Raw genomic sequence first — 25344 nt, forward strand, 5'->3', positions numbered from 1 at the left:
GGACAGGGGCGAGGTAGGGTCGGGGGTGGTCGGGGACATCCCATATTTCGCAGCCGGAGTGGATTCCGGCGACTGAGCGAGGAGATCGGTTCGTGACGATCCGGGTAGGCATCAACGGCTTCGGCCGCATCGGGCGTAACTTCTTCCGCGCCGCCCTGGAGCAGGGCGCGGACATCGAGATCGTGGCTGTCAACGACCTGGGTGACACCGCGACCACGGCGCACCTGCTGAAGTACGACACCATTCTGGGACGCCTCAAGGCCGAGGTCACCCACACCGCGGACTCCATCACGGTCGACGGCAAGACGATCAAGGTGCTGGCCGAGCGCGACCCCTCCGCGATCGCGTGGGGCGAGCTGGGCATCGACATCGTCATCGAGTCGACCGGCATCTTCACCAAGGCGGCCGACGCCGCCAAGCACATCGCGGGCGGTGCCAAGAAGGTCATCATCTCGGCGCCCGCCACCGACGAGGACATCACCATCGTCATGGGCGTCAACCAGGACGCGTACGACCCGGCGAACCACAACATCATCTCGAACGCCTCGTGCACCACGAACTGTGTGGCGCCGATGGCGAAGGTGCTGCTGGAGAACTTCGGCATCGTCAAGGGCCTGATGACCACGGTCCACGCGTACACCAACGACCAGCGGATCCTGGACTTCCCGCACAAGGACCTGCGCCGCGCCCGTGCCGCCGCGGAGAACATCATCCCGACCACCACCGGCGCCGCCAAGGCCACCGCGCTGGTCATCCCGCAGCTCAAGGGCAAGCTGGACGGCATCGCGATGCGCGTCCCGGTCCCCACAGGCTCGGTCACCGACCTGGTGGTCGACCTGGAGCGCGAGGTCACCAAGGACGAGGTCAACGCCGCGTTCCTGAAGGCCTCGCAGGGCCAGCTCAAGGGCCTGCTGGACTACACCGAGGACGCGATCGTGTCGTCGGACATCGTCAACTGGCCGGCCTCCTGCACCTTCGACTCGTCGCTGACCATGGTCCAGGGCAAGACGGCCAAGGTCATCGGCTGGTACGACAACGAGTGGGGCTACTCCAACCGCCTGGTGGACCTGACGGTCTTCGTCGGCGGCCAGCTCTGACCGGGTGACCGGCAGCCAGTAGCCGACACCGCGCACAGCGATGCAAGAGACAGGGTCCGGGGGGGGGGGGGGGGGGGGGGCGGGGGGGGGGGGGGGGGGGGGGGGGGGGGGGGGGGGGGNCCCCCCCCGCCCCCCCCCCCGCCCGCGGGCCCGCCGCGCCCCCCCCCCCCCCCCCCCCCGGACCCTGTCTCCGTGCCAGCCCACTCGTAGCAGACCGGAGATACCGCAGAAGATGAAGACGATCGACGACCTCATCGGCCAGGGGCAGGTGGCGGGCAAGCGGGTGTTCGTCCGCGCCGACCTGAACGTGCCGCTGGACGGGCAGACCATCACCGACGACGGCCGGATCCGGGCCGCCGTACCGACCATCACCAAGCTCGCCGAGGCCGGCGCCCGGGTGATCGTCGCCTCGCACCTGGGCCGCCCCAAGGGCGAGCCCGACCCGCAGTTCTCGCTCGCGCCGGTCGCCGCGCGGCTGGGCGAGCTGCTGGGCCATGACGTGGCGTTCGCCGCCGACACGGTCGGCGACAGCGCGCGCGCCGCCGTGGCGGGCCTGGCGGACGGCCAGGTCGCGCTGCTGGAGAACCTGCGCTTCAACGCAGGCGAGACCGCCAAGGACGACGCCGAGCGCGGCGCCTTCGCCGACCGGCTCGCCGAGCTGGCCGACATCTACGTCGGCGACGGCTTCGGCGCGGTGCACCGCAAGCACGCCTCGGTCTACGACCTGCCGGCCCGGCTGCCGCACGCGGCGGGCGGTCTGATCGCCACCGAGGTCGGGGTGCTCAAGAAGCTCACCGAGGACGTCTCGCGGCCGTACGCGGTGGTGCTGGGCGGCTCCAAGGTCTCCGACAAGCTCGGGGTGATCGACCACCTGCTGGAGAAGGCCGACCGGATCCTGGTCGGCGGCGGCATGGTCTTCACCTTCCTCAAGGCCCAGGGCCACGAGGTGGGCAAGAGCCTGCTCCAGGAGGACCAGCTCCCCGTCGTGCGCGACTACCTGGAGCGGGCCAAGGCCAAGGGCGTGGAATTCGTGCTGCCGGTCGACGTGGTCGGCGCCACCGAATTCCCCGACCTCAAGACGAAGGCGCCGTCCTCGCCGGTCACCTCGGCCGTGGACGCCATCCCCGCCGATGTCATCGGCCTGGACATCGGCCCCGAGTCCCGCAAGCTCTTCGCCGCCAAGCTGGCGGACGCCGCCACGGTCTTCTGGAACGGCCCGATGGGCGTCTTCGAGCACCCCGACTATGCCGAGGGCACCCGCGCGGTCGCCCAGGCGCTGATCGACTCCCCGGCCTTCACGGTGGTCGGCGGCGGCGACTCGGCCGCGGCCGTCCGCATCCTGGGCTTCGACGAGAACGCTTTCGGCCATATTTCCACCGGCGGCGGCGCGAGCCTGGAATATCTCGAAGGCAAGACGCTGCCCGGCCTTGCCGCCCTGGAGGGCTGAACGATGACCGAGACCCGCACCCCGCTGATGGCGGGGAACTGGAAGATGAACCTCAACCACCTTGAGGCCATCGCCCACGTCCAGAAGCTCGCCTTCGGGCTCACCGACAAGGACTTCGCGGCCGTCGAGGTCGCCGTCCTGGTGCCCTTCACCGACCTGCGCTCCGTGCAGACCCTGGTCGACGGCGACCGGCTGAAGATCAAGTTCGGCGCGCAGGACATCTCGGCGCACGATTCGGGCGCCTACACCGGAGAGATCTCCGGGCCGATGCTGGCCAAGTTCAAGTGCAGCTACGTCGTCATCGGTCACTCCGAGCGACGGCAGTACCACGGCGAGGACGAGGAGATCGTCAACGCCAAGGTCAAGGCCGCCTACCGCAACGGCCTCACCCCGATCGTGTGCGTCGGCGAGGGCCTGGACGTCCGCAAGGCCGGGCAGCAGGTGCCGCACACCCTGGCGCAGCTGGACGGGGCGCTCAGGGACATCCCCGTCGAGCAGGCCGCCAGCATCGTGATCGCCTACGAGCCGGTCTGGGCGATCGGCACCGGCGAGGTGGCCACCCCCGAGGACGCCCAGGAGGTCTGCGGCGCGATCAGGGCACGGCTGGCCGAGCTGTACGACCAGGAGACCGCGGACAGCATCCGTATCCAGTACGGCGGCTCGGTCAAAGCGGGCAATGTGGCCGCGATCATGGCGCAGCCGGACGTCGACGGGGCCCTGGTCGGCGGCGCGGCGCTGGACGCGGAGGAATTCGTGAAGATCGTCCGCTTCCGCGACCAGTGATGTCCGGAGCGGTGTGAAGTACCCTGGCGGGGCCGAACCGTGTATACGCACGGTCGGCCCCGTGCCGTTGTCATGCAGTCGAGAGAGTTGGTCCAGCCGTGGTCATCGGGTTCTCCATCGCCCTCATCATCTTCAGCCTGCTGCTTCTGCTGCTGGTGCTGATGCACAAGGGGAAGGGCGGCGGCCTGTCGGACATGTTCGGCGGTGGCATGCAGTCCTCCGTCGGCGGTTCCTCGGTGGCCGAGCGCAACCTCGACCGGATCACCGTGGTGATCGGTCTGCTGTGGTTCACGTGCATTGTCGTGCTCGGCCTGGTGATGAAGTACCAGAACTGAGGCGCCTGCCGGATCCGCGTCGACTCCCGCGCATCCAGGGTGAACTGACGCCTCGTCGCCACCGCGGCTTACTATGGGAAGACGTCATCGGGGGGCGGGTCGTGCGCCTGCCACTGGACGGCACGTAAGGTCCCCGTAAACTGGGCGATCTCGCAGCACCATCACGCAGGGAGTTACGACCGTGGCAAGTGGCAACGCGATCCGTGGCAGTCGGGTCGGAGCGGGGCCGATGGGAGAGGCCGAGCGCGGCGAGTCCGCGCCGCGCCTCCGCATCTCCTTCTGGTGCTCCAACGGGCATGAGACCCAGCCGAGCTTCGCCAGCGACGCGCAGATCCCGGAGACCTGGGACTGCCCGCGCTGCGGCTTCCCGGCCGGCCAGGACGAGGAGAACCCGCCGGCGCCGCCGCGGACCGAGCCGTACAAGACCCACCTCGCCTACGTGCGCGAGCGGCGCTCCGCGGCGGACGGCGAGGCGATCCTCGCCGAGGCGCTGGCGAAGCTGCGCGGCGAGATCTGACCGCGCGGCGCGTCCGCCGCCACGTCCACTCCTCCCGGGTGCCGGGCCCTCGTTCCGCAGCATCATCAATTAGCGTTGATCCTGCAGCGAGGACGAGGAGAAGTGGACTGATGTCCGTAACCAACGCGCAGGGCCATAACCGTCTTGACCAGCGCCCCGAATGGCATGCGCTCGGCAAGCACCGTGAGGAAGCGGCGGGCACTCACCTGCGGGAGCTGTTCGACGCCGACCCCGGCAGGGCCGGCCGCTACACCCTCCAGGTGGGGGATCTCCACCTGGACTACTCCAAGCACCTGGTGACCGACGAGACGCTGCGGCTGCTGCGCGAACTGGCCGCGGCGACCGGCGTGTTCGAGCTGCGCGACGCGATGTTCCGCGGCGAGAAGATCAACACCACCGAGGACCGCGCGGTGCTGCACACCGCGCTGCGCGCCCCGCAGTCCGCGACGATCGAGGTCGACGGCTACAACGTCGTACCGGCCGTGCACGCGGTGCTCACCAAGATGGGCGTCTTCGCGGACCGCATCCGCTCCGGCGAGTGGACCGGCCACACCGGCAAGCGGATCAGGAACATCGTCAACATCGGCATCGGCGGCTCCGACCTCGGCCCCGCCATGGCCTACGACGTGCTGCGCTCCTACACCGACCGCGGTCTGACCGTGCGGTTCGTGTCCAACGTCGACGGCGCCGACCTGCACGAGGCGGTGCGGGACCTGGACGCGGCCGAGACGCTGTTCATCATCGCGTCCAAGACCTTCACCACCATCGAGACCATCACCAACGCCACCTCGGCCCGGCAGTGGCTGCTCGGACAGCTCGGCGCCGGGGACGAGGCGGTGGCCAAGCACTTCGTGGCGCTGTCCACGAACGCCGAGAAGGTCACCGAGTTCGGCATCGACCCGACGAACATGTTCGAGTTCTGGGACTGGGTCGGCGGCCGCTACTCCTACGACTCGGCCATCGGCCTGTCGCTGATGCTGGCGATCGGCCCTGACGCCTTCCGGGACATGCTGGCCGGCTTCCACCTGGTCGACGAGCACTTCAGGACCGCGCCGCCGGAGCGCAACGCCCCGCTGCTGATGGGGCTGCTCGGCGTCTGGTACGGCGGTTTCCACGATGCCCAGTCGCACGCGGTGCTGCCGTACAGCCACTACCTGAGCAAGTTCACCGCGTATCTCCAGCAGCTCGACATGGAGTCCAACGGCAAGTCCGTCGACCGCGACGGCAACCCGGTGGCCTGGCAGACCGGGCCCGTGGTGTGGGGTACGCCGGGCACCAACGGGCAGCACGCGTACTACCAGTTGCTGCACCAGGGCACCAAGCTCGTCCCGGCGGACTTCATCGGCTTCGCGCAGCCGCTGGCCGAACTCGGGCCGCTGGCCGGGCAGCACGACCTGCTGATGGCCAACTTCTTCGCGCAGACCCAGGCGCTGGCCTTCGGCAAGACCCCCGACGAGGTCAGGGCGGAGGGCGTCCCCGAGGAACTGGTCCCGCACAAGACCTTCCGCGGCAACCACCCGACGACGACGATCCTCGCGAGCAGGCTGACCCCTTCGGTGCTGGGGCAGCTCATCGCGCTCTACGAGCACAAGGTGTTCGTGCAGGGCGCGATCTGGAACATCGACTCCTTCGACCAGTGGGGCGTCGAGCTGGGCAAGGTGCTCGCCAAGCGGGTCGAGCCGGCCCTGAGCGAGGGCGCGCAGGTGCCGGGCCTGGACCCGAGCACCCAGCACCTGGTGGCCCGGTACCGCGAGCTGCGCGGGCGCTGAGCACGGCTCAGGGGCGCGGGGAACCGTCGTGGCGACCCGCGCCCCTGCGGGGCCGGTCGCGCGGTTCCCCGCGCCCCTGACAGGGCGCCTTGACGCAGCCCTACGAGGACGCGACCGGGTACAGGTCGCGCGGCAGCTTCGCCGCCGCGGCCCGGTCCAGCAGCCACAGGGTGCGGGAGAGCCCCTGGGCGCCCGAGGCGGGCGCCTGGAGCTCTCCGGGAGCGGACAGGGCCAGGGCCACCGCTCCGGCCTTGTCCTCGCCCGCAGCGAGCAGCCACACCTCGTGGGCCGCCCTGATGGCCGGCAGCGTCAGCGAGATGCGGACGGGCGGCGGCTTGGGGGCGCCGCGGACGCCGATCACCGTACGGGTCCGCTCCCGCACCCCGGGGTGTTCGGGGAAGAGCGAGGCGACATGGGTGTCCGGGCCGACGCCGAGCATCAGCACGTCGAAGGCCGGCACCCGGCCGTGTCCCTCCGTCCCCGCGGCGGCGGCCAGCTCCGCCGCGTAGGCCTCGGCCGCCGCGTCCACGTCGGAGCCGTACGGACCGTCGGAGGGCGCCATCGGGTGCACCCTGGCGGGGTCCACCGGGACGGCGTCCAGCAGCGCGGCGGCCTGTGTGACATTGCGCTCCGAGTCGCCGTCCGGCAGGAACCGCTCGTCGCCCCACCACACGTCCAGGCGCGCCCAGTCCACCGCGTCGCGCGCGGGGGACTCGGCGAGCGCGGTCAGCAGGGCGTTGCCGTTGCGCCCGCCGGTGAGCACCACAGAGGCGGTGCCCCTGGCGGCCTGGGCGTCCACGATCCGGGTGATCAGCCGGGCCGCGGCGGCGCGCGCCATCAGTTCCTTGTCGCGGTGGACGACGACCTGGGGAGTGCTCACTTCGACGTCGCCGCCTTGCCTCCCGAGGCCGCCTTCTTCGCGGCCGACGGCGTCGCACGGGCGGCGGCGGTCGGGCTGCCGTTCGCGCCCTTGGTGTCCCTGGCGGTGCTGATCAGGTGCTTGACCCCGAACTGCACCGTGGCGCGGTATATGTCGTCGGGGTCGAGCCTGCGCAGCTCCTCCGCGATCAGCTCGGCGGTCTCCCGCCGCTTGAGCGCCACGTGCCGGTCCGGCTGTCCCGGCACCGACAGCTCGGCGAGCCGGCCGTCGGAGCGGTCCAGGCAGATGTCGCCCGCGCTGGTGAACAGGCGTACCGCGGTGATGCCGGGGCCGTCGGAGACCTTGCGCTCCACGTCGACGCCCAGCCGGTCGGCGAGCCACAGCGCGAGCAGCTCGGTGCTCGCGTTGTACGCCTCGCCCTCCACAGAGGCCGAGGTGATCGCGGAGTGCTTCTGGTCCAGGGCCGCCGCCAGCATCGAACGCCACGGGGTGATCCGGGTCCAGGCCAGGTCGGTGTCGCCCGGCAGGTAGGAACCGGCCCGGACCTCGATCGAGCCGACCGGGTCCTCGGCCGAGGACGCGTCGGTGATACGGCGCTGGGCGAGCCGCCCCAGCGGGTCGGCACCGGGCTTGTCCGGTGCCTGGTCCGGCCACCAGCACACCACCGGCGCGTCCGGCAGCAGCAGCGGCAGTACGACGGACTCGGAGTGGTTGGCCAGCTCGCCGTGCATCCGCAGCACCACGGTCTCGCCGGTGCCCGCCTCGGCGCCCACCACCACCTCGGCGTCGAGCCGGGCGCCGGCCCGCTCCCTGGGGGAGCGGCCCGGGCGCTTGATGACGACCAGGATGCGCGAGGGGTGCTCGCGCGACGCCTCGTGCGCCGACTTGAGCGCGTCGTAGGCGCTGCCCTCGTCGGTGACGATGACCAGGGTCAGCACCATCCCGACCGCGGGGGTGCCGATGGCCCGCCGGGCGTCGATCAGCCCGGCGTTGATACGTGCGGACGTGGTGTCCGTCAGGTCGATCTTCATGGCCGGCGCCAGCTCCTGCCGTCTCGTGCGAGCATCTCGTCCGCCTCGGCCGGGCCCCAGGTGCCGGACGCGTACTGCGCGGGCTTGCCGTGCTTGTCCCAGTAGGCCTCGATCGGGTCGAGTATCGTCCAGGACAGCTCGACCTCCTGATGCCGCGGGAAGAGATTCGCGTCGCCGAGCAGCACGTCGAGGATCAGCCGCTCGTACGCCTCGGGGCTGGACTCGGTGAAGGACTCCCCGTAGGCGAAGTCCATCGTCACGTCCCGCACCTCGGTGGAGGTGCCCGGCACCTTGGAGCCGAACCGCACGGTCACGCCCTCGTCCGGCTGCACCCGGATGACCAGGGCGTTCTCGCCCAGCTCTTCGGTGGCGCCGGATTCGAAGGGCAGATACGGCGCCCGCTTGAAGATCACCGCGATCTCGGTGACCCGGCGGCCGAGGCGCTTGCCGGTGCGCAGGTAGAACGGCACCCCGGCCCAGCGGCGGTTGTTGATCTCCAGCTTCACGGCCGCGTAGGTGTCGGTCTTGGACTTGGGGTCGATCCCGTCCTCCTCCAGGTAGCCGAGCACCTCCTCGCCGCCCTGCCAGGCGTGCGCGTACTGCCCGCGCACGGTGTGCTTGCCGAGGTCGTCGGGCAGCACGACCGCGCCCAGCACCTTGAGCTTCTCCGCGGTGAGCGCCTTGGGGTGGAAGGAGCCGGGCTCCTCCATCGCGGTCAGCGCCAGCAGCTGGAGCAGGTGGTTCTGTATCACGTCACGGGCCGCGCCGATGCCGTCGTAGTAGCCGGCCCGGCCGCCGATGCCGATGTCCTCGGCCATCGTGATCTGCACGTGGTCGACGTAGGACCGGTTCCAGATCGGCTCGTACATGGTGTTGGCGAAGCGCAGCGCCAGGATGTTCTGGACCGTCTCCTTGCCCAGGTAGTGGTCGATCCTGAAGACCTCGTTGGGCGGGAAGACGTCGTGCACGATCCGGTTGAGGTCCTGGGCGCTGGCCAGGTCGTGGCCGAACGGCTTCTCGATGACGGCACGCCGCCACGACTCGCCGGTGCCCTGCGACAGCCCGTGCTTCTTGAGCTGCTGCACCACGTTGGGGAAGAACTTCGGCGGCACCGACAGGTAGAAGGCGAAGTTGCCGCCGGTGCCGCGGGCCTTGTCCAGCTCGTCGATGGTCGACTTCAGCGTCTCGAACGCGGTGTCGTCGTCGAAGTCGCCCTGCACGAAGCGGCAGCCCTCGGCGAGCTGCTGCCACACCTCCTCGCGGAAGGGGGTGCGCGCGTGCTCCTTGACGGCGTCGTGCACCTCCTGCGCGAAGTCCTCGTTCTCCCACTGCCTGCGGGCGAAGCCGACCAGGGCGAAGCCCGGCGGCAGCAGCCCGCGGTTGGCGAGGTCGTAGACGGCCGGCATCAGCTTCTTGCGGGACAGGTCGCCCGTCACGCCGAAGATGATCAGGCCGGACGGGCCGGCGATCCGCGGCAGCCGGCGGTCCAGCGGGTCCCGCAGCGGGTTGCCGGAGCCGACAGGGGTGTCAGTGCTCACCTCAGGCCTCCGAAGGAGCGAGCCGTTCGAGTTCCGCCTTGGTGGAGTCCAGCAGTTCCTTCCAGGCCGTCTCGAACTTCTCGACGCCCTCGTCCTCCAGCAGCTGGACGACGTCGTCGTACGAGATGCCGAGCGCCCCGATGGCGTCCAGCTCGGCCTGCGACTGCTCGTACGTCCCGCGGATGGTGTCGCCGGTGACCTCGCCCTGCTCGGCGGTGGCCTCCAGGGTGGCTTCCGGCATCGTGTTCACGGTGTTCGGCGCGACCAGCTCGGTGACGTAGAGAGTCGGGGAGTAGGCCGGGTCCTTGACGCCGGTCGACGCCCACAGCGGGCGCTGCCGGTTCGCTCCGGCCTTCTCCAGCGCCAGCCAGCGCTCGGAGCCGAAGACCTCCTCGTACGCCTGGTAGGCCAGCCGCGCGTTGGCGACCGCGGCCTTGCCCTTGAGGGCCTTGGCCTCGTCGGAGCCGATCTTCTCCAGCCGCTTGTCGATCTCGGTGTCCACCCGGGACACGAAGAAGGACGCCACCGAGAAGATCCGCGACAGGTCCAGGCCGCCGGCCTTGGCCTTCTCCAGACCGGTCAGGTAGGCGTCCATCACCTCGCGGTAGCGCGCGAGGGAGAAGATCAGCGTGACGTTGACGCTGATGCCGCGGGAGGTGACGTCGGCGATGGCCGGCAGGCCCGCCTTCGTCGCCGGGATCTTGATCAGTGTGTTCGGCCGGTCCACCAGCCACGCCAGCTGCTTGGCCTCGGCGATGGTCGCCCGGGTGTTGTGCGCCAGCCGCGGGTCCACCTCGATCGACACCCGCCCGTCACGGCCGTCGGTGGCGTCGAAGACCGGGCGGAAGACGTCCGCCGCGTCCCGGACGTCGGCGGTGGTGATCATCCGCACCGCCTCGTCGGGGGTCAGGCCGCGCGAGGCGAGGTCGGTGAGCTGCGCGTCGTATCGCTCGTCGCCTGAGATGGCCTTCTGGAAGATCGACGGGTTGGTGGTGGCGCCGACCACGTGCTGCTGGTCGATCAGCTCGGCCAGGTTGCCCGACGTGATGCGCCCGCGGGACATGTCGTCCAGCCAGATCGCGACGCCTTCGTCGGAGAGGCGCTTGAGTGCGTCTGTCATGAGAGTTGCATCTCCTGATGTGTCGTGTGCCTGCGTCAGCGATCAGCGGCGGCGAGAGATTCCCGCGCCGCGGCGGCCACCGCCTCCGCGGTGAACCCGAACTCGCGGAACAGCACCTTCGCGTCCGCCGAGGCACCGAAGTGCTCAAGGCTGACGATGCGTCCCGCGTCCCCCACGAAGCGGTGCCAGGTCAGCGCGATGCCGGCCTCCACCGCGACCCGGGCCTTCACCGAGGGCGGCAGCACGCCGTCCCGGTACGCCTGGTCCTCCTGCTCGAACCACTCCACGCACGGCATCGACACCACCCGGGTGGGGATGCCCGCGGCCTGCAGCTCCTCGCGGGCGCCGACGGCCAGCTGCACCTCGGAACCGGTGCCGATCAGGATGACCCGCGCGGGCCCGCCCTCGGCCTCGAACAGCACGTAGCCGCCGCGCGCCGCGTCCTCGTTGCGCTCGTACGTCGGTACGCCCTGCCGGGTGAGCGCCAGGCCGTGCGGAGCGCCCTTGCCGAACTCCTTCGTCCAGCGCTTGAAGATCTCCCGCCAGGCGATGGCGGTCTCGTTGGCGTCCGCCGGGCGCACCACGTTCAGCCCCGGGATGGCCCGCAGCGACGCCAGGTGCTCCACCGGCTGGTGGGTCGGGCCGTCCTCGCCCAGGCCGATCGAGTCGTGCGTCCACACGTACGTCACCGGCAGGTGCATCAGCGCGGACAGCCGCACCGCGTTGCGCATGTAGTCGGAGAACACCAGGAAGGTGCCGCCGTAGACCCGGGTGTTGCCGTGCAGGGTGATGCCGTTCATCTCGGCGGCCATCGAGTGCTCGCGGATGCCGAAGTGGACCGTGCGGCCGTAACGGTTCGCGCCCGGCAGCGGGTTGCCGTCCGGCAGGAACGACGACGTCTTGTCGATCGTGGTGTTGTTCGAGCCCGCCAGGTCCGCGGAACCGCCCCACAGCTCGGGCACGACGGCGCCCAGCGCCTCCAGCACCTTGCCGGAAGCCGCCCGGGTGGCGAGGGGCTTGCCCGTCTCGAACGCCGGCAGGTGCGACTGCCAGCCCTCGGGCAGCTCGGCCGCGTCGATCCGGTCGAAGGTCGCGGCGTGCTCGGGGCTGGCGGTGCGCCAGGCGGCGAAGGACTTCTCCCACACGGCCCTGGCCTCGCGCGCGCGCTCGCTGACCGCGCGGGTGTGCGCGATCACGTCGTCGGCCACCGCGAAGTGCTGGTCGGGGTCGAAGCCGAGCACCTCCTTGGTGGCCCTGACCTCGTCCTCGCCCAGCGCCGAGCCGTGCGCGGCCTCGGTGTTCTGCGCGTGCGGGGCGGGCCAGGCGATGATCGAGCGGGCCGCGATGAAGGACGGCCGGCCGGTCTCCGCCTTGGCGGCGAGCAGCGCCGCGTACAGGGCGTGCGGGTCCAGGTCGCCGCTGGGCAGCGGCTCGACGCGCTGCACGTGCCAGCCGTACGCCTCGTAGCGCTTGACGGTGTCCTCGGACACCGCGGTCCCGGTGTCGCCCTCGATGGAGATGTGGTTGTCGTCCCACAGCAGCACCAGATTGCCGAGCTTCTGGTGCCCGGCCAGCGAGGACGCCTCGGCGGAGATGCCCTCCTGGAGGCAGCCGTCACCGGCGATAGCCCAGATGGTGTGGTCGAAAGGCGAGGTGCCCGGCTCCGCGTCCGGGTCGAACAGGCCGCGCTCGTAACGGGAGGCCATCGCCATGCCGACCGCGTTGGCGACACCCTGGCCGAGCGGGCCTGTGGTGGTCTCGACTCCGGTGGTGTGGCCGTACTCCGGGTGGCCGGGGGTGCGCGAGCCCCAGGTGCGGAAGCTTTCCAGGTCCGCCAGCTCCAGGCCGTACCCGGCCAGGTAGAGCTGGGTGTAGAGAGTCAGGCTGCTGTGGCCCGCGGAGAGCACGAAACGGTCGCGGCCGGTCCAGTCGGCGTCCGCGGGGTCGTGCCGCATGACCTTCTGGAACAGCAGGTACGCGGCAGGGGCCAGGCTCATCGCCGTGCCGGGGTGGCCGTTGCCGACCCTCTGCACGGAGTCCATGGCCAGGACGCGGGCGGTGTCGACCGCCCGTCGGTCCAGATCTGTCCAGTCAAGGTCTGCGGTGGTCGGCTGCTTGCTCACCCTGGGTCAGGGCTCCTCTCAACAAATACGTCGAAACGCGCCGGTGACGTGTGCCTACCCGACGCGGCTGAGCCTACCGCCGAGGGCGTGCACCTTTTCGATCCTGCCCCCGTACGTCCGTATTCGCCTCCCGAACCCCGTTGACGCCTGGTGAACGCGGGCCCGGCAACACGATCCACCCCCGGAAGCAGCCGGGGTATTCCCTGCGTCTAGAGTGGCGTGGTACGCGCAGGCCGCACCGTGGCCGACCCGCTGTTCCCGATGCCGGCGGCCAGGTGCTTGGCGGCCTGCTTGACTCATCTCTCTTGGGGTGTTCGTGACGGCCGTCGAATCCCGACCCGCAGGGGTCATCGGGACGGGCTCAGGTCATCGGCCGCTGCAGGCCCGTGTCATGGGGTTCGTGGCGCTGACCAAGCCGCGCATCATCGAGCTGCTGCTCATTACGACGGTCCCGGTCATGTTCCTCGCGGCCGGCGGGGTGCCCGACCTGTGGCTGGTGCTGGCGACCGTGGTCGGCGGCTATCTGTCCGCGGGCGGGGCCAACGCGCTCAACATGTACATCGACCGCGACATCGACGCACTCATGCACCGCACCGAGCAGCGTCCGCTGGTCACCGGGCTGGTCTCGCCCCGCGAGGGCCTGGTCTTCGGCATCACGCTGTCCGTGGTGTCCACGGTGTGGTTCGCGGTGCTGGTCAACCCGCTGTCCGCGGGCCTGTCGCTGACCGCGATCCTCTACTACGTCTTCGTCTACACCCTGGGTCTCAAGCGCCGCACCGCCCAGAACATCGTGTGGGGCGGTGTCGCCGGCTGCCTCCAGGTCTTCATCGGCTGGTCCGCGGTGCGCAACGAGCTGGGCTGGGCGCCGTTCGTGCTCTTCCTTGTCCTCTTCTTCTGGACGCCGCCGCACTACTGGCCGCTGTCGATGAAGGTCAAGGACGACTACGCGCGGGTCGGCGTGCCGATGCTCCCGGTGGTCGCGGGCAACCAGGTGGTGGCCCGGCAGATCGTCATCTACAGCTGGGTGATGGTGCTGACGTCGCTCACGCTGTGGTGGCCGCTGGGTGAGACGTCCTGGTTCTACCCGCTGGTCGCGGCGCTGCTCGGCGCCTTCTGGCTCAAGGAGGCGCACGGGCTGCACGCCCGGGCCAAGGCCGGCGTGACCGGCGCGAAGCTCAAGGAGATGCGGCTCTTCCACTGGTCGATCACGTACGCCACGCTGCTTTTCGTGGCCGTGGCGGTCGACCCCTTCCTCCACTAGTCCCTGCGGGCCGGCTTCCAGGGGGTTACGCCTTCCCCGGGCGCGCTGGGCTGGGGGTTCCCCTGCGGCAGGGGGTGCCCGCCCTGGAGCGCGCGGAACGGCGCGGGCAGCCCGCCACCGGCCGGTGGTCCGGAGCGGACCGGTCTGCCCCTCTGGGGCGGTGGCGACCCGCGCGGGCGGGGGCTGGGCGCGCAGTTCCCCGCGCCCCTGTAAGGCGCCGCCTTATGCAGGGAGCCCCGGCCTCGCGGCAGCGGAAAGGCGCCGCCCCACGGAGGGATCGGCCTGGAATCAGCGGGCTCAGGGGAGGGGAGGGCTACCGGTGGGTAGCATGAGCGGCATGGGTGAAGACAAGGTGGAGCGGCGCGAGCAGGCTCGCGCAAAGCGGCTGGCCCGGGAGATCCGCGGGTTCGCGAAGAAGCACGGCGGGGCCGACGCCGTCGTCGAACACCTCGGGCAGCGCGGCGCCCGCATCGTACTGGTCGGCAAGGACGGGGCATGGGGCGACCTGGTCGCACCCGCCTGCGCCACCGCCCAGGCGGCAGCCGAAACCGCGGAGGTCCCCGTGCACGGCGAATTCGGGGGCGAGCTGGCGGCCCGGCTGCGTACCGGACCGTACGAGTGGACCCGGATGGCCGGAATTCAGGTCGGCGGGCGCGCCAACACCTGACGTCACCCGCTGCCGTTAGGACCATGGCAGGGTCGTGACGGACGCAGGACGGCAAGGAGGGCGGCGGATGGCCGGGGCGCGGGGTCGCCTGGTGGACGCGTACGGCCACGGGGTCCTGCCCGGCGACCTCGGTATCGGCGCCTTCGAGGCCCTGCTGCCCGGTGCCGCGGCGCCGGGCACGACGCTGTTCGACAGCCCCGCCGGCTTCGCGGTGCGCCGCTGGTGCCCGCCGTTACTGGGCCTTGAGCCGCACTGCTCCCCGGCCCGCTATCTGGCCCGCCGCCGCGAGCTGGGCGCGTACGAGGCGGCCCGGCTGCTGCTGCGCGGCACCGGTATCCGCGCGTACCTGGTCGACACCGGCGAGCCCGGCGACCTGACGCCGCCCAAGGAGCTGGGCGCGGCGGGCAGTGCGGCGGCGTACGAGATCGTCCGGCTCGAACCGCTGGCCCAGCAGGTGGCCGATACCTCGGGCACGGTGGACTGTTTTCTGGCCAATCTCGCGGAGTCCGTGCACGGCGCCGCGCTCAGCGCCGTCGGCTTCTCCTGCGCGGCGGAAGCGCTGGTGGACGGCCCGCCGCCGTCGCACGGGCCGCCGGGACCGGTCGAGGCGCGGTACGCCGCCGCGCGCTGGCTGGCCACCCGCCGGATCGGTGAGCGGCCCGCCGATCCGGTGCTGCTGCGCCATCTGGTCTGGCACGCGCTGGCCGGCGGCCTGCCGCTGGCACTGCGGCACCGGCAGGACGGGCCGGGGCCGGCCGCGGTGGCGGGTTTTCTGCGGGCCACCTCGGGGCTCGGCACCGACGTGGTGCTGCTGCCGGGGCCCGCGCACGTGAGGTCGGCTGCCCTGCTGGCCGCCGACCTCCCGCACGTCTGCCTGGCGATCGGCGGCGACCCGGCCGAGGCGCTGTCCCGCGCGCCCTTCGGCAAGGTGCTCTACGCGGGCGGCGCGGTCGGGCTGCCCGAGCTGTACGTCAGCGGTGCGCGCGGCTTCCTGGCCGCCCTCGACCGGCTGGTCGGCGAGCGGGTCGCGGCGGGGGAGTGGTCAGCGGCGGACGGGCAGCGGGTCGCCGCCCTGGTCGGCGAGGGCAACGCCCGCCGCGTCTACCGGCTGCCCGGGGTCGTCGGCCGGCGCGGGCACTGACCGCGCGCCGGGCTCAACCGCCGGCCGCTCCCGCATCGACAGCAGCACCCGCAGCAGCGCGATCCAGATGATGCTCGCGCCGAACATGTGCAGCCCGACGACCGCCTCGGGCAGATCCGTGAAGTACTGGACGTAGCCGATCACGCCCTGGCCCATCAGGACCAGGAAGAGGTCCCTGGTGCGGTCGCGCGGCCCGGTGGGCGCGTCCACCGCCCGCAGCACGAACCACAGCGCCGCGGTGAGCGCCACGACCACCCAGGCCACGTCCGCGTGCAGCTGCGCGACGGACTTCCAGTCCACCGGGATGCGGTGCACATCGCTGGAGTCGCCCGCGTGCGGCCCCGCACCGGTCACCACCGTGCCCACCGCGATCAGCAGCGCGGTCGCGCCGGTCAGTATCCAGGCCATCTGCCGTACCGGCTTGCCCACCAGCGGCCGGGCCGGCGCGTCGCCCTCGGCCGACCGCTGCCACAGCAGCACGGTCAGCACGATGAGGAGGAAGGCCAGCAGGAAGTGCACGCAGACCGTGTACGGGTTCAGGCCGGTGAGCACGGTGAAGGCGCCGAGCACCGCGTTGGCGACGACCATCCAGAACTGCGCCCAGCCCAGCAGGACCAGCTCCCTGCGGTACGGCTTCTGCGAGCGCACCGCGATGATGGCCCAGCCGACGGCGGCGCACAGCACGTACGTCAGCATCCGGTTGGTGAACTCGATCGCGCCGTGCACGCCCATCGCCGAGGTCGGCACCCAGCTGTCGCCGACGCAGCGCGGCGCGGTGGGGCAGCCCAGACCCGAGCCGGTCAGCCGGACCGCACCGCCGGTGACCACGATGACCACCGACATGAGCACGGCGGACAGCGTCGCCCTGCGGACGGTGGCCGGGGCCGGCGTCCACCGGGCGGCGATCCAGGCGAGCGGGTTTCGCGCGATTTCGGGGAGCTTTGGCACGGGGAACATGGTAGGCGCCACCCTTGTGCGTGTTTTCACGAGGGGGTCGCCCCGGGCCGTGCCCTGCGTCACTCCCAGCGGAAGAAGCGCCCCGCCGCGGCCAGGCCGACCGCCGCCCACACCGCGAGGATGCCCAGGTCGCCCCAGGGCGTCCCGGCGCCGTGCTGGAGCACGTCCCGCAGCCCGTCGGAGAGGGCGGAGACGGGCAGCAGTTCGAGCACCGACCGCACGGGGCCTGAGAACTTGTCCATCGGCACGATCACCCCGCCGCCGACCAGCAGCAGCAGGAAGACCAGGTTCGCGGCGGCCAGCGTCGCCTCGGCCTTGAGGGTGCCGGCCATCAGCAGCCCGAGGCCGGAGAAGGCGGCGGTGCCGAGCAGCAGCAGCGCCAGCACGGCCAGCGGGTTGCCGTGCGGTGACCAGCCGAGCGCGAAGGCGATCACCGTCAGCAGCGCCACCTGGAGCAGTTCGGTGACCAGCACCGAGCAGGTCTTGGCGGTCAGCAGCGCCCAGCGCGGCAGCGGCGAGGCGCCCAGCCGCTTGAGCACGCCGTAGCGCCGCTCGAAGCCGGTGGCGATGGCCTGCCCGGTGAAGGCGGTGGACAGCACCGCGAGCGCCAGGATGCCCGGGGTCAGGAAGTCCACCGACTTGCCCGCGCCGGTGTCCACGATGTCGACGCCGCTGAAGACGACCAGCAGCAGCGCCGGGATCACCGCGGTCAGCAGCAGCTGCTCGCCGTTGCGCAGCAGCATCCTCGTCTCCAGGACGGCCTGCGCGCGGATCATCGTCGCGGTACGGGCGGCGCCCGGCGCGGGGGTGAAGGACCCGGCCGCGTACGCCGTCCCCGTGGTGGTGCCCGTGGTGGCGGTCATCCGCGCAGCTCCCTGCCGGTCAGTTCCAAGAAGACGTCCTCCAGGGTGCGGCGCTCGACCGCCAGGCGGTCGGGCATCACGCCGTGCTGGGCGCACCAGGAGGTGACGGTGGCCAGCAGCTGCGGATCGACCTTGCCCTCGATGCGGTAGGTGCCCGCGCTCAGCTCGGCGGCCAGGCTGTCCGCGGGCAGGGCCTTGAGCAGCGAGGCCAGGTCCAGGCCCGGGCGGCCGGAGAAGCGCAGGGTGCCCTCGGCGCCGCCGCGGCACAGCTCCTCGGGGGCGCCGGCGGCGATCGACCGGCCGCCGTCGATGATCACCACCTGGTCGGCGAGCTGCTCGGCCTCGTCCATGAAGTGGGTGGTCAGCACCACCGTGGCGCCGTCCGCGCGCAGTTCGCGGACCAGGTCCCAGGTGGCGTGCCTGGCCTGCGGGTCCAGGCCCGCGGTCGGCTCGTCGAGGAAGACCAGTTCGGGGCGGCCGACCACGGCCATCGCCAGTGCGAGCCGCTGCTGCTGCCCGCCGGACAGCCGCCGGTAGGTGGTGCGCCCGCAGGACTCCAGGCCGAGGCGTTCGATCAGCAGCGCCGGGTCGATGGGGTGGGCGTGCAGCGCGGCGGTGTGCCGCAGCATCTCCTCGGCGCGCGCGCCCGGGTAGACCCCGCCGGCCTGCAGCATCACGCCGATTCTCGGCCGCAGCGCCGCGCCCTGGGCGGCCGGGTCGAGCCCGAGGACCCGGACGCTGCCGCCGTCGGGGCGCCGGTAGCCTTCACAGATCTCGACGGTGGTGGTCTTGCCCGCGCCGTTGGGCCCGAGCACGGCGGTGACGCTGCCGCGGGGCACGGCCAGGTCGAGGCCGTCGACCGCGGTCCTGGTCCCGTACCGCTTGACCAGACCGGTCACCTCGACCGCGGGCTCGTTTCGCATGCGGACGAGTCTAGGGAGCCCGGGCGGCGGTTTGGGCGGCAGGGCGGAATTAGGTAACCCTAAGTGACGCAGCACACCGCGCCCGGCAGCGGACCCGCTTGCCCGCGCCTGAGGAATTACGCAACAATGGGGTTGTGAAATACGTCGGTGGTGCCTCTCAGGGGGCGGCGGAGGAGCAGACGACCGGGGAGCGGCGCACCCGCAACCGGGTCGCCCGGTCCGTCCTGGACCACGGACCCTCCACCGCGGCCGACCTGGCGCAGCGGCTCGGCCTCACCCAGGCCGCCGTCCGCCGCCATCTGGACGCACTCGTGGCGGAGAACATCGTCGAGCCCCGCGACCAGCGGGTCTACGGCCACCGGGGCCGCGGCAGACCCGCCAAGGTCTTCGCTCTGACCGACTGCGGCCGGGACGCGTTCGACCAGGCCTACGACGTCCTCGCCGCCGACGCGCTGCGCTGGATCGCCGAGTCCGCCGGCGGCGGGCGGGACGGCCAGGCCGCGGTCTCGGCTTTCGCCCGCGCACGGGTCGCGGCCCAGGCCGAACGCTACCGTGCGATGATCGACGCGGCGGCCCCCGAGGACCGCACCCGGGCGCTGGCCCGTGCGCTGTCCGCCGACGGGTACGCCGCCACGACCCGCAGCGCACCCGGTCCCGCCGGGGAGCAGCTGTGCCAGCACCACTGCCCGGTCGCCCATACGGCCGAACAGTTCCCCGAATTGTGCGAGGCGGAGGCCGAGGTCTTCTCCCGCCTGCTCGGGACACACGTCCAGCGGCTGGCCACCATCGCGCACGGCGACGGCGTATGCACCACCTTCGTCCCGCAGGCCCCGCACCCGACCGGTCCCGATCACACCGCTCGGTCGGCAACCACCGATCAGACCCAGACCACCGACCAGGCATCTGCCAGCACGTCCGGGAGGAAACCCGCATGACTGCTCCCACGGAGACCACTCACCCGGAGCTCGAAGGCATCGGCACGTACGAGTACGGCTGGGCCGACTCCGATGCCGCGGGCGCCGCCGCGCAGCGCGGCCTGTCCGAAGCCGTCGTCCGCGACATCTCCGCGAAGAAGTCCGAGCCCGAGTGGATGCTCAAGCTCCGGCTCAAGGGTCTGCGGCTGTTCGGCAAGAAGCCCATGCCGACCTGGGGCTCGGACCTGTCCGGTATCGACTTCGACAACATCAAGTACTTCGTGCGGTCCACCGAGAAGCAGGCGGAGTCCTGGGAGGACCTGCCCGAGGACATCAAGAACACCTACGACCGGCTCGGCATCCCCGAGGCCGAGAAGCAGCGGCTGGTCGCCGGTGTCGCGGCGCAGTACGAGTCCGAGGTCGTCTACCACCAGATCCGCGAGGACCTGGAGGAGCAGGGCGTCATCTTCATGGACACCGACACCGCGCTGCGCGAGCACCCGGAGCTGTTCCAGGAGTACTACGGCACGGTCATCCCGGCCGGCGACAACAAGTTCGCGTCGCTGAACACGGCGGTGTGGTCCGGCGGCTCGTTCATCTACGTGCCGAAGGGCGTGCGCGTCGACATCCCGCTGCAGGCCTACTTCCGTATCAACACCGAGAACATGGGCCAGTTCGAGCGGACGCTGATCATCGTCGACGAGGACGCCTACGTCCACTACGTCGAGGGCTGCACCGCGCCGATCTACAAGTCCGACTCGCTGCACTCGGCGGTTGTGGAGATCATCGTGAAGAAGGGCGGCCGGTGCCGCTACACGACGATCCAGAACTGGTCGAACAACGTGTACAACCTGGTGACCAAGCGCGCTGTCGCCTACGAGGGCGCCACCATGGAGTGGGTCGACGGCAACATCGGCTCCAAGGTCACCATGAAGTACCCGGCGGTCTACCTGATGGGTGAGCACGCCAAGGGCGAGACGCTGTCCATCGCCTTCGCCGGCGAGGGCCAGCACCAGGACGCCGGCGCCAAGATGGTGCACATGGCGCCGAACACCTCCTCGAACATCGTCTCCAAGTCGGTGGCCCGCGGCGGCGGCCGCACCTCCTACCGCGGTCTGATCGAGATCGGCGAGGGCGCGGCCGGATCGAAGTCGAACGTGCTGTGCGACGCGCTGCTGATCGACACGGTCTCGCGCTCCGACACCTACCCGTACGTGGACGTACGCGAGGACGACGTGTCCATGGGCCACGAGGCCACCGTCTCCAAGGTCTCCGACGACCAGCTCTTCTACCTGATGAGCCGCGGCATGACGGAGTTCGAGGCGATGGCGATGATCGTGCGCGGCTTCGTCGAGCCGATCGCCAAGGAACTGCCGATGGAGTACGCCCTGGAGCTCAACCGGCTGATCGAGCTCCAGATGGAGGGCTCCGTGGGCTAGCCGCCCCGGCACCCGAAGTCCCCCGGAGCTACCCCGAGTTGAACACAATGAGGCAGAAAGTGAGCTGTACGACTAGTCATGGCTGACAACACCCCTGCGGGCAGCACCACGGACGGTGCCATCACGGTGGGACAGCCCGCCGACGCCCGGGTCAGCGCGGCCCCGTCCTACGACGTGGCCGACTTCCCGGTGCCGCACGGCCGCGAGGAGGAGTGGCGCTTCACTCCGCTGGAGCGGCTGCGCGGGCTGCACGACGGCACCGCCGAGGCCACCGGCGCCCTGCGGGTCGAGGTGACCGCGCCGGACGGCGTCACGGTGCAGACGGTGGACCGCACCGACCCGCGGGTCGGCAGGGCGGGCAAACCGGTCGACCGGGTCGCCGCCCAGGCGTTCAGCTCCTTCGAGAAGGCCTCGGTCGTCAGCATCCCCGCCGAAGCGGTCCTGACCGAGCCGGTCAGGATCGCCGTGCACGGCGAGGGCGGCACGGTCTACGGCCACCAGATCGTCGAGGTCGGCGCGTTCGCCGAGGCCGTCGTCGTCATCGACCACACCGGTGACACCACGCTGGCCGGCAACACCGAGTACCTGATCGGCGACGGCGCCAAGCTCACCGTGGTCTCCGTGCAGGACTGGGACGACACCGCCGTGCACGCCGCCCAGCACACCGCGCTGATCGGCCGGGACGCCACCTTCAAGTCGGTGGTCGTCACCTTCGGCGGCGACCTGGTCCGGCTGAACCCGCGGGTCGGCTACGGCGCCCCCGGCGGCGAGGCCGAGCTGTACGGGCTGTACTTCACCGACACCGGCCAGCACCAGGAGCACCGGCTCTTCATCGACCACGACACCCCGCACTGCCGCTCCAACGTGGCCTACAAGGGCGCGCTCCAGGGCCAGGACGCCCACGCGGTGTGGATCGGCGACGTGCTGATCAGGGCAGCCGCCGAGGGCACCGACACCTACGAGCTGAACCGCAACCTCGTCCTCACCGACGGCGCCCGGGTCGACTCGGTGCCGAACCTGGAGATCGAGACCGGCGAGATCGTCGGCGCGGGCCACGCCTCGGCGACCGGCCGCTTCGACGACGAGCAGCTGTTCTACCTCCAGTCCCGCGGCATCCGCGAGGAGGACGCCCGCCGCCTGGTGGTCCGCGGCTTCTTCGGCGAGCTGGTGCAGCAGATCGGCCTGCCCGACCTCGAAGAGCGGCTGATGGCGAAGATCGACGCCGAACTGGAGGCGTCCGTCGGATGAACGGCACCGACGCCTACGTGCGCGTCTGCGCGCTCGGCGACCTGGAGGAGGACACTCCCCACCGGGTCGAGATCGACGGTGTGCCGGTCTCGGTGGTCCGTACCGAGGGCGACGTGTTCGCGATCAACGACATCTGCTCGCACTCCAACGTCTCGCTCTCCGAGGGCGAGGTCGAGGACTGCCAGATCGAGTGCTGGCTGCACGGGTCGAGTTTCGACCTGCGCACCGGCAAGCCGTCCGGGCTGCCCGCCACGCGGCCCGTCCCCGTATACCCCGTCAAGATCGTTGGGGACGACGTGCTCGTCTCCGTCACCCAGGAGTCCTGAGTCACCCATGGCCACGCTTGAAATCAACGACCTGCACGTCACCGTCGAAGCCGACAACTCCACCAAGGAGATCCTCAAAGGCGTCGACCTGACCGTGAAGCAGGGCGAGACCCACGCCATCATGGGCCCGAACGGCTCAGGCAAGTCCACGCTCGCCTACTCGCTGGCCGGGCACCCCAAGTACACCGTCACCGGCGGCACCGTCACCCTCGACGGTGAGGACGTGCTGGCGATGACCGTGGACGAGCGGGCCAGGGCCGGCCTCTTCCTCGCCATGCAGTACCCGGTCGAGGTGCCCGGCGTCTCGGTCTCCAACTTCCTGCGCACCTCCGCCACCGCCATCCGCGGCGAGGCCCCCAAGCTGCGCACCTGGGTGAAGGAGGTCAAGGAGGCCATGCAGCGGCTGAACATGGACCCCGCCTTCGCCGAGCGCAACGTCAACGAGGGCTTCTCCGGCGGTGAGAAGAAGCGCCACGAGATCCTGCAGCTCGAACTCCTCAAGCCGCATATCGCGATCCTCGACGAGACCGACTCCGGCCTCGACGTGGACGCGCTGCGGGTGGTCTCCGAGGGCGTCAACCGGGTCCGCGAGGGCGGCGAGGTCGGCACCCTGCTGATCACCCACTACACGCGGATCCTGCGGTACATCAAGCCCGACTTCGTCCATGTCTTCGCGGCCGGCCGGATCGCCGAGTCCGGTGGCGCCGAACTGGCCGACAAGCTGGAGGAAGAGGGCTACGAGTCCTACGTGAAGGGCGGCCCCGTGAGCGGAGCGGACTCCGAGGGGGATGTCGCGTGACACCTCCCCCGACGACCGGGCGGCAGCTGCCCGGCCTCCTCGACACCGAGGCGATCCGCAAGGACTTCCCCGTCCTGGACCGCCTGGTGCACGGCGACAAGAAGCTCGTGTACCTGGACAACGCGGCGACCTCGCAGAAGCCGCGCCAGGTGCTCGACACCCTCAACGCGTACTACGAGCAGTCCAACGCCAACGTCCACCGCGGTGTGCACGTCCTCGCCGAGGAGGCCACCGCGCTGTACGAGGGCGCCCGCGACAAGGTCGCCGCCTTCATCAACGCGCCCAGCCGCGACGAGGTCATATTCACCAAGAACGCCTCGGAGTCGCTGAACCTGGTGGCGAACATGCTCGGCTGGGCCGACGAGCCCTACCGGGTGGACCGTGACACCGAGATCGTCATCACCGAGATGGAGCACCACTCCAACATCGTGCCGTGGCAGCTGCTCTCGCAGCGCACCGGTGCGACGCTGAAGTGGTTCGGGCTGACCGACGACTACCGGCTCGACCTGTCGGACATCGAGCAGGTCATCACCGAGAAGACGAAGATCGTCTCCTTCGTGCTGGTCTCCAATATCCTGGGCACCGTCAACCCGGTCGAGGCCATCGTGCGCCGCGCCCAGGACGTCGGCGCCCTGGTGCTGATCGACGCCTCGCAGGCCGCTCCGCACACGGTGCTCGACGTGCAGGCGCTGGGCGCCGACTTCGTGGCCTTCACCGGCCACAAGATGGTCGGCCCGACCGGCATCGGGGTGCTGTGGGGCCGCCAGGAGCTGCTGGAGGACCTGCCGCCCTTCCTCGGCGGCGGCGAGATGATCGAGACCGTCTCGATGCACTCCTCCACCTACGCCCCGGCGCCGCACAAGTTCGAGGCCGGCACCCCGCCGATCGCCCAGGCGATCGGGCTCGGCGCGGCCGTGGACTATCTGTCGGCGATCGGCATGGACAAGATCGCCGCCCATGAGCACGCCCTGACCGAATACGCGCTCGAACGGCTGCTCCAGGTCCCCGACCTGCGGATCATCGGCCCGCAGACCGCTCAGGACCGGGCCGCCGCGATCTCCTTCGTGCTGGGCGACATCCATCCGCACGACGTCGGCCAGGTGCTCGACGAGCAGGGCATCGCGGTCCGGGTCGGCCACCACTGCGCCCGGCCGGTCTGCCTGCGGTACGGAATTCCTGCGACCACGCGGGCGTCGTTCTATCTGTACTCCACCCCGGCCGAGGTCGACGCCCTGGCCGAGGGTCTTGAACAGGTCCGGGACTTCTTCGGGTGATGGTGGTGCTGCTGTGAAGCTCGACTCGATGTACCAGGACGTGATCCTGGACCATTACAAGCACCCGCACGGCCGCGGCCTGCGGGACGGCCAGGCCGAGGTGCACCACGTCAACCCGACCTGCGGTGACGAGATCACCCTGCGGGTACGGCTGGACGGCGCCGTCGTCGGCGACGTGTCGTACGAGGGCCAGGGCTGTTCGATCAGCCAGGCCAGCGCCTCGGTCCTGAACGACCTGCTGGTCGGCAAGGAGGTCACGGAGGCGCAGAAGATCCAGGAGACCTTCCTGGAGCTGATGCAGTCCCGCGGCCGGATCGAGCCGGACGAGGCGATGGAGGAGGTGCTGGAGGACGCCGTCGCGTTCGCCGGCGTCTCGAAGTACCCGGCGCGGGTCAAGTGCGCGCTGCTGAGCTGGATGGCCTGGAAGGACGCGACGGCGCAGGCGCTGTCCGGCACCACACCCGAGGAGACCGCATGACTGACAGCACCGAGGTCGCGCTCAAGCCGGCCTCCGAGGAAGAGATCCGCGAGGCGCTCTACGACGTGGTCGACCCCGAACTGGGCATCGACGTGGTCAACCTGGGCCTGATCTACGGCATCCACGTCGACGACACCAACGTCGCCACCCTCGACATGACCCTCACCTCGGCCGCCTGCCCGCTCACCGACGTGATCGAGGAGCAGGCGCAGACCGCGACCGAGGGCATCGTCAGCGCCCTGAAGATCAACTGGGTCTGGATGCCGCCGTGGGGCCCGGACAAGATCACCGACGACGGCCGCGACCAGCTGCGCGCCCTGGGCTTCAACGTCTGAGCGGTGCCGTCGCGCTGTCGGCGCACCCTGGCCCTGCCGGGTCGGGGCGCCGTCAGGGTGGTCTGAATCGGGGCACCGC

General features: G+C 70.8%; 25 protein-coding genes. 17 read left to right on the top strand and 8 right to left on the bottom strand.

Annotation, left to right across the window (positions count from 1 at the left end; all coding sequences use genetic code 11):
* The first annotated feature begins 92 nt into the window (after positions 1-92).
* The 6 genes from gap to pgi all read left to right on the top strand — a co-directional run bounded on the left by gap (position 93) and on the right by pgi (position 5948).
* On the top strand, positions 93-1097 hold the full coding sequence (gap, locus tag V7E46_RS07010; RefSeq protein WP_329179937.1) for a type I glyceraldehyde-3-phosphate dehydrogenase: 1005 nt from the start codon (positions 93-95) through the stop codon (positions 1095-1097).
* Positions 1098-1329: 232 nt separating this feature from the next.
* Positions 1330-2544 carry a phosphoglycerate kinase gene (locus V7E46_RS07015; RefSeq protein WP_329179938.1) on the top strand — a complete coding sequence of 405 codons (1215 nt, stop codon included), beginning with the start codon at positions 1330-1332 and terminating at the stop codon, positions 2542-2544.
* A gap of 3 nt (positions 2545-2547) precedes the next feature.
* Positions 2548-3327 (top strand): triose-phosphate isomerase, encoded by a 780-nt coding sequence (tpiA, locus tag V7E46_RS07020; RefSeq protein ID WP_333767600.1) that lies wholly within the window; start codon positions 2548-2550, stop codon positions 3325-3327.
* 98 nt (positions 3328-3425) lie between these two features.
* Entirely contained in the window at positions 3426-3662 is a 237-nt protein-coding gene (gene secG / locus V7E46_RS07025) for a preprotein translocase subunit SecG (protein WP_251489898.1), read from the top strand.
* Between the two features lie 181 nt (positions 3663-3843).
* Positions 3844-4179 (top strand): RNA polymerase-binding protein RbpA, encoded by a 336-nt coding sequence (locus V7E46_RS07030; protein ID WP_073497103.1) that lies wholly within the window; start codon positions 3844-3846, stop codon positions 4177-4179.
* A gap of 110 nt (positions 4180-4289) precedes the next feature.
* The gene (gene pgi / locus V7E46_RS07035) at positions 4290-5948 is read left to right on the top strand and encodes a glucose-6-phosphate isomerase (protein ID WP_333767601.1); all 1659 of its coding nucleotides are present in this window, start codon (positions 4290-4292) and stop codon (positions 5946-5948) included.
* A 100-nt stretch (positions 5949-6048) separates the two neighbouring features.
* Here pgi and pgl read toward each other — a convergent pair whose 3' ends face one another.
* Genes pgl through tkt form a run of 5 tightly spaced genes read right to left on the bottom strand, consistent with a single transcriptional unit; the run spans position 6049 to position 12640 of the window.
* Positions 6049-6786 (bottom strand): 6-phosphogluconolactonase, encoded by a 738-nt coding sequence (pgl, locus tag V7E46_RS07040; protein ID WP_443054051.1) that lies wholly within the window; start codon positions 6784-6786, stop codon positions 6049-6051.
* A gap of 38 nt (positions 6787-6824) precedes the next feature.
* Positions 6825-7859, bottom strand: a complete 1035-nt coding sequence (opcA, locus tag V7E46_RS07045) for a glucose-6-phosphate dehydrogenase assembly protein OpcA (RefSeq protein WP_333767603.1) — start codon at positions 7857-7859, stop codon at positions 6825-6827.
* Complete coding sequence (gene zwf / locus V7E46_RS07050) at positions 7856-9397, bottom strand: glucose-6-phosphate dehydrogenase (protein ID WP_333767604.1); 1542 nt, start codon at positions 9395-9397, stop codon at positions 7856-7858. The genes opcA and zwf overlap by 4 nt, the downstream gene beginning before the upstream one ends.
* A 1-nt stretch (position 9398) precedes the next feature.
* Positions 9399-10517, bottom strand: coding sequence for a transaldolase (gene tal, locus V7E46_RS07055; protein ID WP_329179949.1), 1119 nt, complete (start codon positions 10515-10517; stop codon positions 9399-9401).
* 35 nt (positions 10518-10552) lie between these two features.
* Positions 10553-12640 carry a transketolase gene (tkt, locus tag V7E46_RS07060; RefSeq protein WP_333767605.1) on the bottom strand — a complete coding sequence of 696 codons (2088 nt, stop codon included), beginning with the start codon at positions 12638-12640 and terminating at the stop codon, positions 10553-10555.
* Positions 12641-12956: 316 nt separating this feature from the next.
* Between tkt and V7E46_RS07065 the strand changes: the two genes are divergently transcribed.
* The 3 genes from V7E46_RS07065 to V7E46_RS07075 all read left to right on the top strand — a co-directional run bounded on the left by V7E46_RS07065 (position 12957) and on the right by V7E46_RS07075 (position 15709).
* Positions 12957-13901: a heme o synthase gene (locus V7E46_RS07065; RefSeq protein WP_333767606.1), complete on the top strand. Its 945-nt coding sequence runs from the start codon at positions 12957-12959 to the stop codon at positions 13899-13901.
* 337 nt (positions 13902-14238) lie between these two features.
* Entirely contained in the window at positions 14239-14568 is a 330-nt protein-coding gene (locus tag V7E46_RS07070) for a hypothetical protein (RefSeq protein WP_333767607.1), read from the top strand.
* A 67-nt stretch (positions 14569-14635) separates the two neighbouring features.
* A complete protein-coding gene (locus tag V7E46_RS07075; RefSeq protein ID WP_333767608.1) occupies positions 14636-15709 on the top strand; it encodes an amidohydrolase in 1074 nt (357 codons plus the stop codon).
* Here V7E46_RS07075 and V7E46_RS07080 read toward each other — a convergent pair.
* Genes V7E46_RS07080 through V7E46_RS07090 form a run of 3 tightly spaced genes read right to left on the bottom strand, consistent with a single transcriptional unit; the run spans position 15611 to position 18452 of the window.
* The gene (locus V7E46_RS07080; RefSeq protein ID WP_333767609.1) at positions 15611-16666 is read right to left on the bottom strand and encodes a COX15/CtaA family protein; all 1056 of its coding nucleotides are present in this window, start codon (positions 16664-16666) and stop codon (positions 15611-15613) included. The two genes, V7E46_RS07075 and V7E46_RS07080, sit on opposite strands and share 99 nt — an antisense overlap.
* Before the next feature lie 59 nt (positions 16667-16725).
* Positions 16726-17529 carry an ABC transporter permease gene (locus tag V7E46_RS07085; RefSeq protein ID WP_333767610.1) on the bottom strand — a complete coding sequence of 268 codons (804 nt, stop codon included), beginning with the start codon at positions 17527-17529 and terminating at the stop codon, positions 16726-16728.
* Positions 17526-18452, bottom strand: coding sequence for an ABC transporter ATP-binding protein (locus V7E46_RS07090; protein ID WP_333767611.1), 927 nt, complete (start codon positions 18450-18452; stop codon positions 17526-17528). The genes V7E46_RS07085 and V7E46_RS07090 overlap by 4 nt, the downstream gene beginning before the upstream one ends.
* 134 nt (positions 18453-18586) lie before the next feature.
* On the opposite strand from V7E46_RS07090, the gene V7E46_RS07095 reads away from it, so the two are divergent.
* The 8 genes from V7E46_RS07095 to V7E46_RS07130 all read left to right on the top strand — a co-directional run bounded on the left by V7E46_RS07095 (position 18587) and on the right by V7E46_RS07130 (position 25265).
* Entirely contained in the window at positions 18587-19387 is an 801-nt protein-coding gene (locus tag V7E46_RS07095) for a helix-turn-helix transcriptional regulator (RefSeq protein ID WP_329179965.1), read from the top strand.
* Entirely contained in the window at positions 19384-20805 is a 1422-nt protein-coding gene (gene sufB / locus V7E46_RS07100; protein ID WP_329179967.1) for a Fe-S cluster assembly protein SufB, read from the top strand. The genes V7E46_RS07095 and sufB overlap by 4 nt, the downstream gene beginning before the upstream one ends.
* A 78-nt stretch (positions 20806-20883) precedes the next feature.
* The gene (gene sufD / locus V7E46_RS07105; protein WP_333767612.1) at positions 20884-22053 is read left to right on the top strand and encodes a Fe-S cluster assembly protein SufD; all 1170 of its coding nucleotides are present in this window, start codon (positions 20884-20886) and stop codon (positions 22051-22053) included.
* Complete coding sequence (locus V7E46_RS07110; protein ID WP_333767613.1) at positions 22050-22379, top strand: non-heme iron oxygenase ferredoxin subunit; 330 nt, start codon at positions 22050-22052, stop codon at positions 22377-22379. Before sufD ends, V7E46_RS07110 begins: the two co-directional genes overlap by 4 nt.
* Positions 22380-22386: 7 nt before the next feature.
* A complete protein-coding gene (gene sufC, locus V7E46_RS07115) occupies positions 22387-23178 on the top strand; it encodes a Fe-S cluster assembly ATPase SufC (protein ID WP_329179973.1) in 792 nt (263 codons plus the stop codon).
* Positions 23175-24452: a cysteine desulfurase gene (locus V7E46_RS07120; RefSeq protein WP_329179975.1), complete on the top strand. Its 1278-nt coding sequence runs from the start codon at positions 23175-23177 to the stop codon at positions 24450-24452. The genes sufC and V7E46_RS07120 overlap by 4 nt, the downstream gene beginning before the upstream one ends.
* Before the next feature lie 13 nt (positions 24453-24465).
* The gene (sufU, locus tag V7E46_RS07125; protein ID WP_329179977.1) at positions 24466-24930 is read left to right on the top strand and encodes a Fe-S cluster assembly sulfur transfer protein SufU; all 465 of its coding nucleotides are present in this window, start codon (positions 24466-24468) and stop codon (positions 24928-24930) included.
* Complete coding sequence (locus V7E46_RS07130) at positions 24927-25265, top strand: metal-sulfur cluster assembly factor (protein ID WP_329179979.1); 339 nt, start codon at positions 24927-24929, stop codon at positions 25263-25265. Before sufU ends, V7E46_RS07130 begins: the two co-directional genes overlap by 4 nt.
* The last annotated feature ends 79 nt before the right edge of the window (positions 25266-25344 follow it).

This window comes from Streptomyces sp. IBSBF 2435, assembly GCF_036815005.1.
Classification (GTDB): domain Bacteria; phylum Actinomycetota; class Actinomycetes; order Streptomycetales; family Streptomycetaceae; genus Actinacidiphila.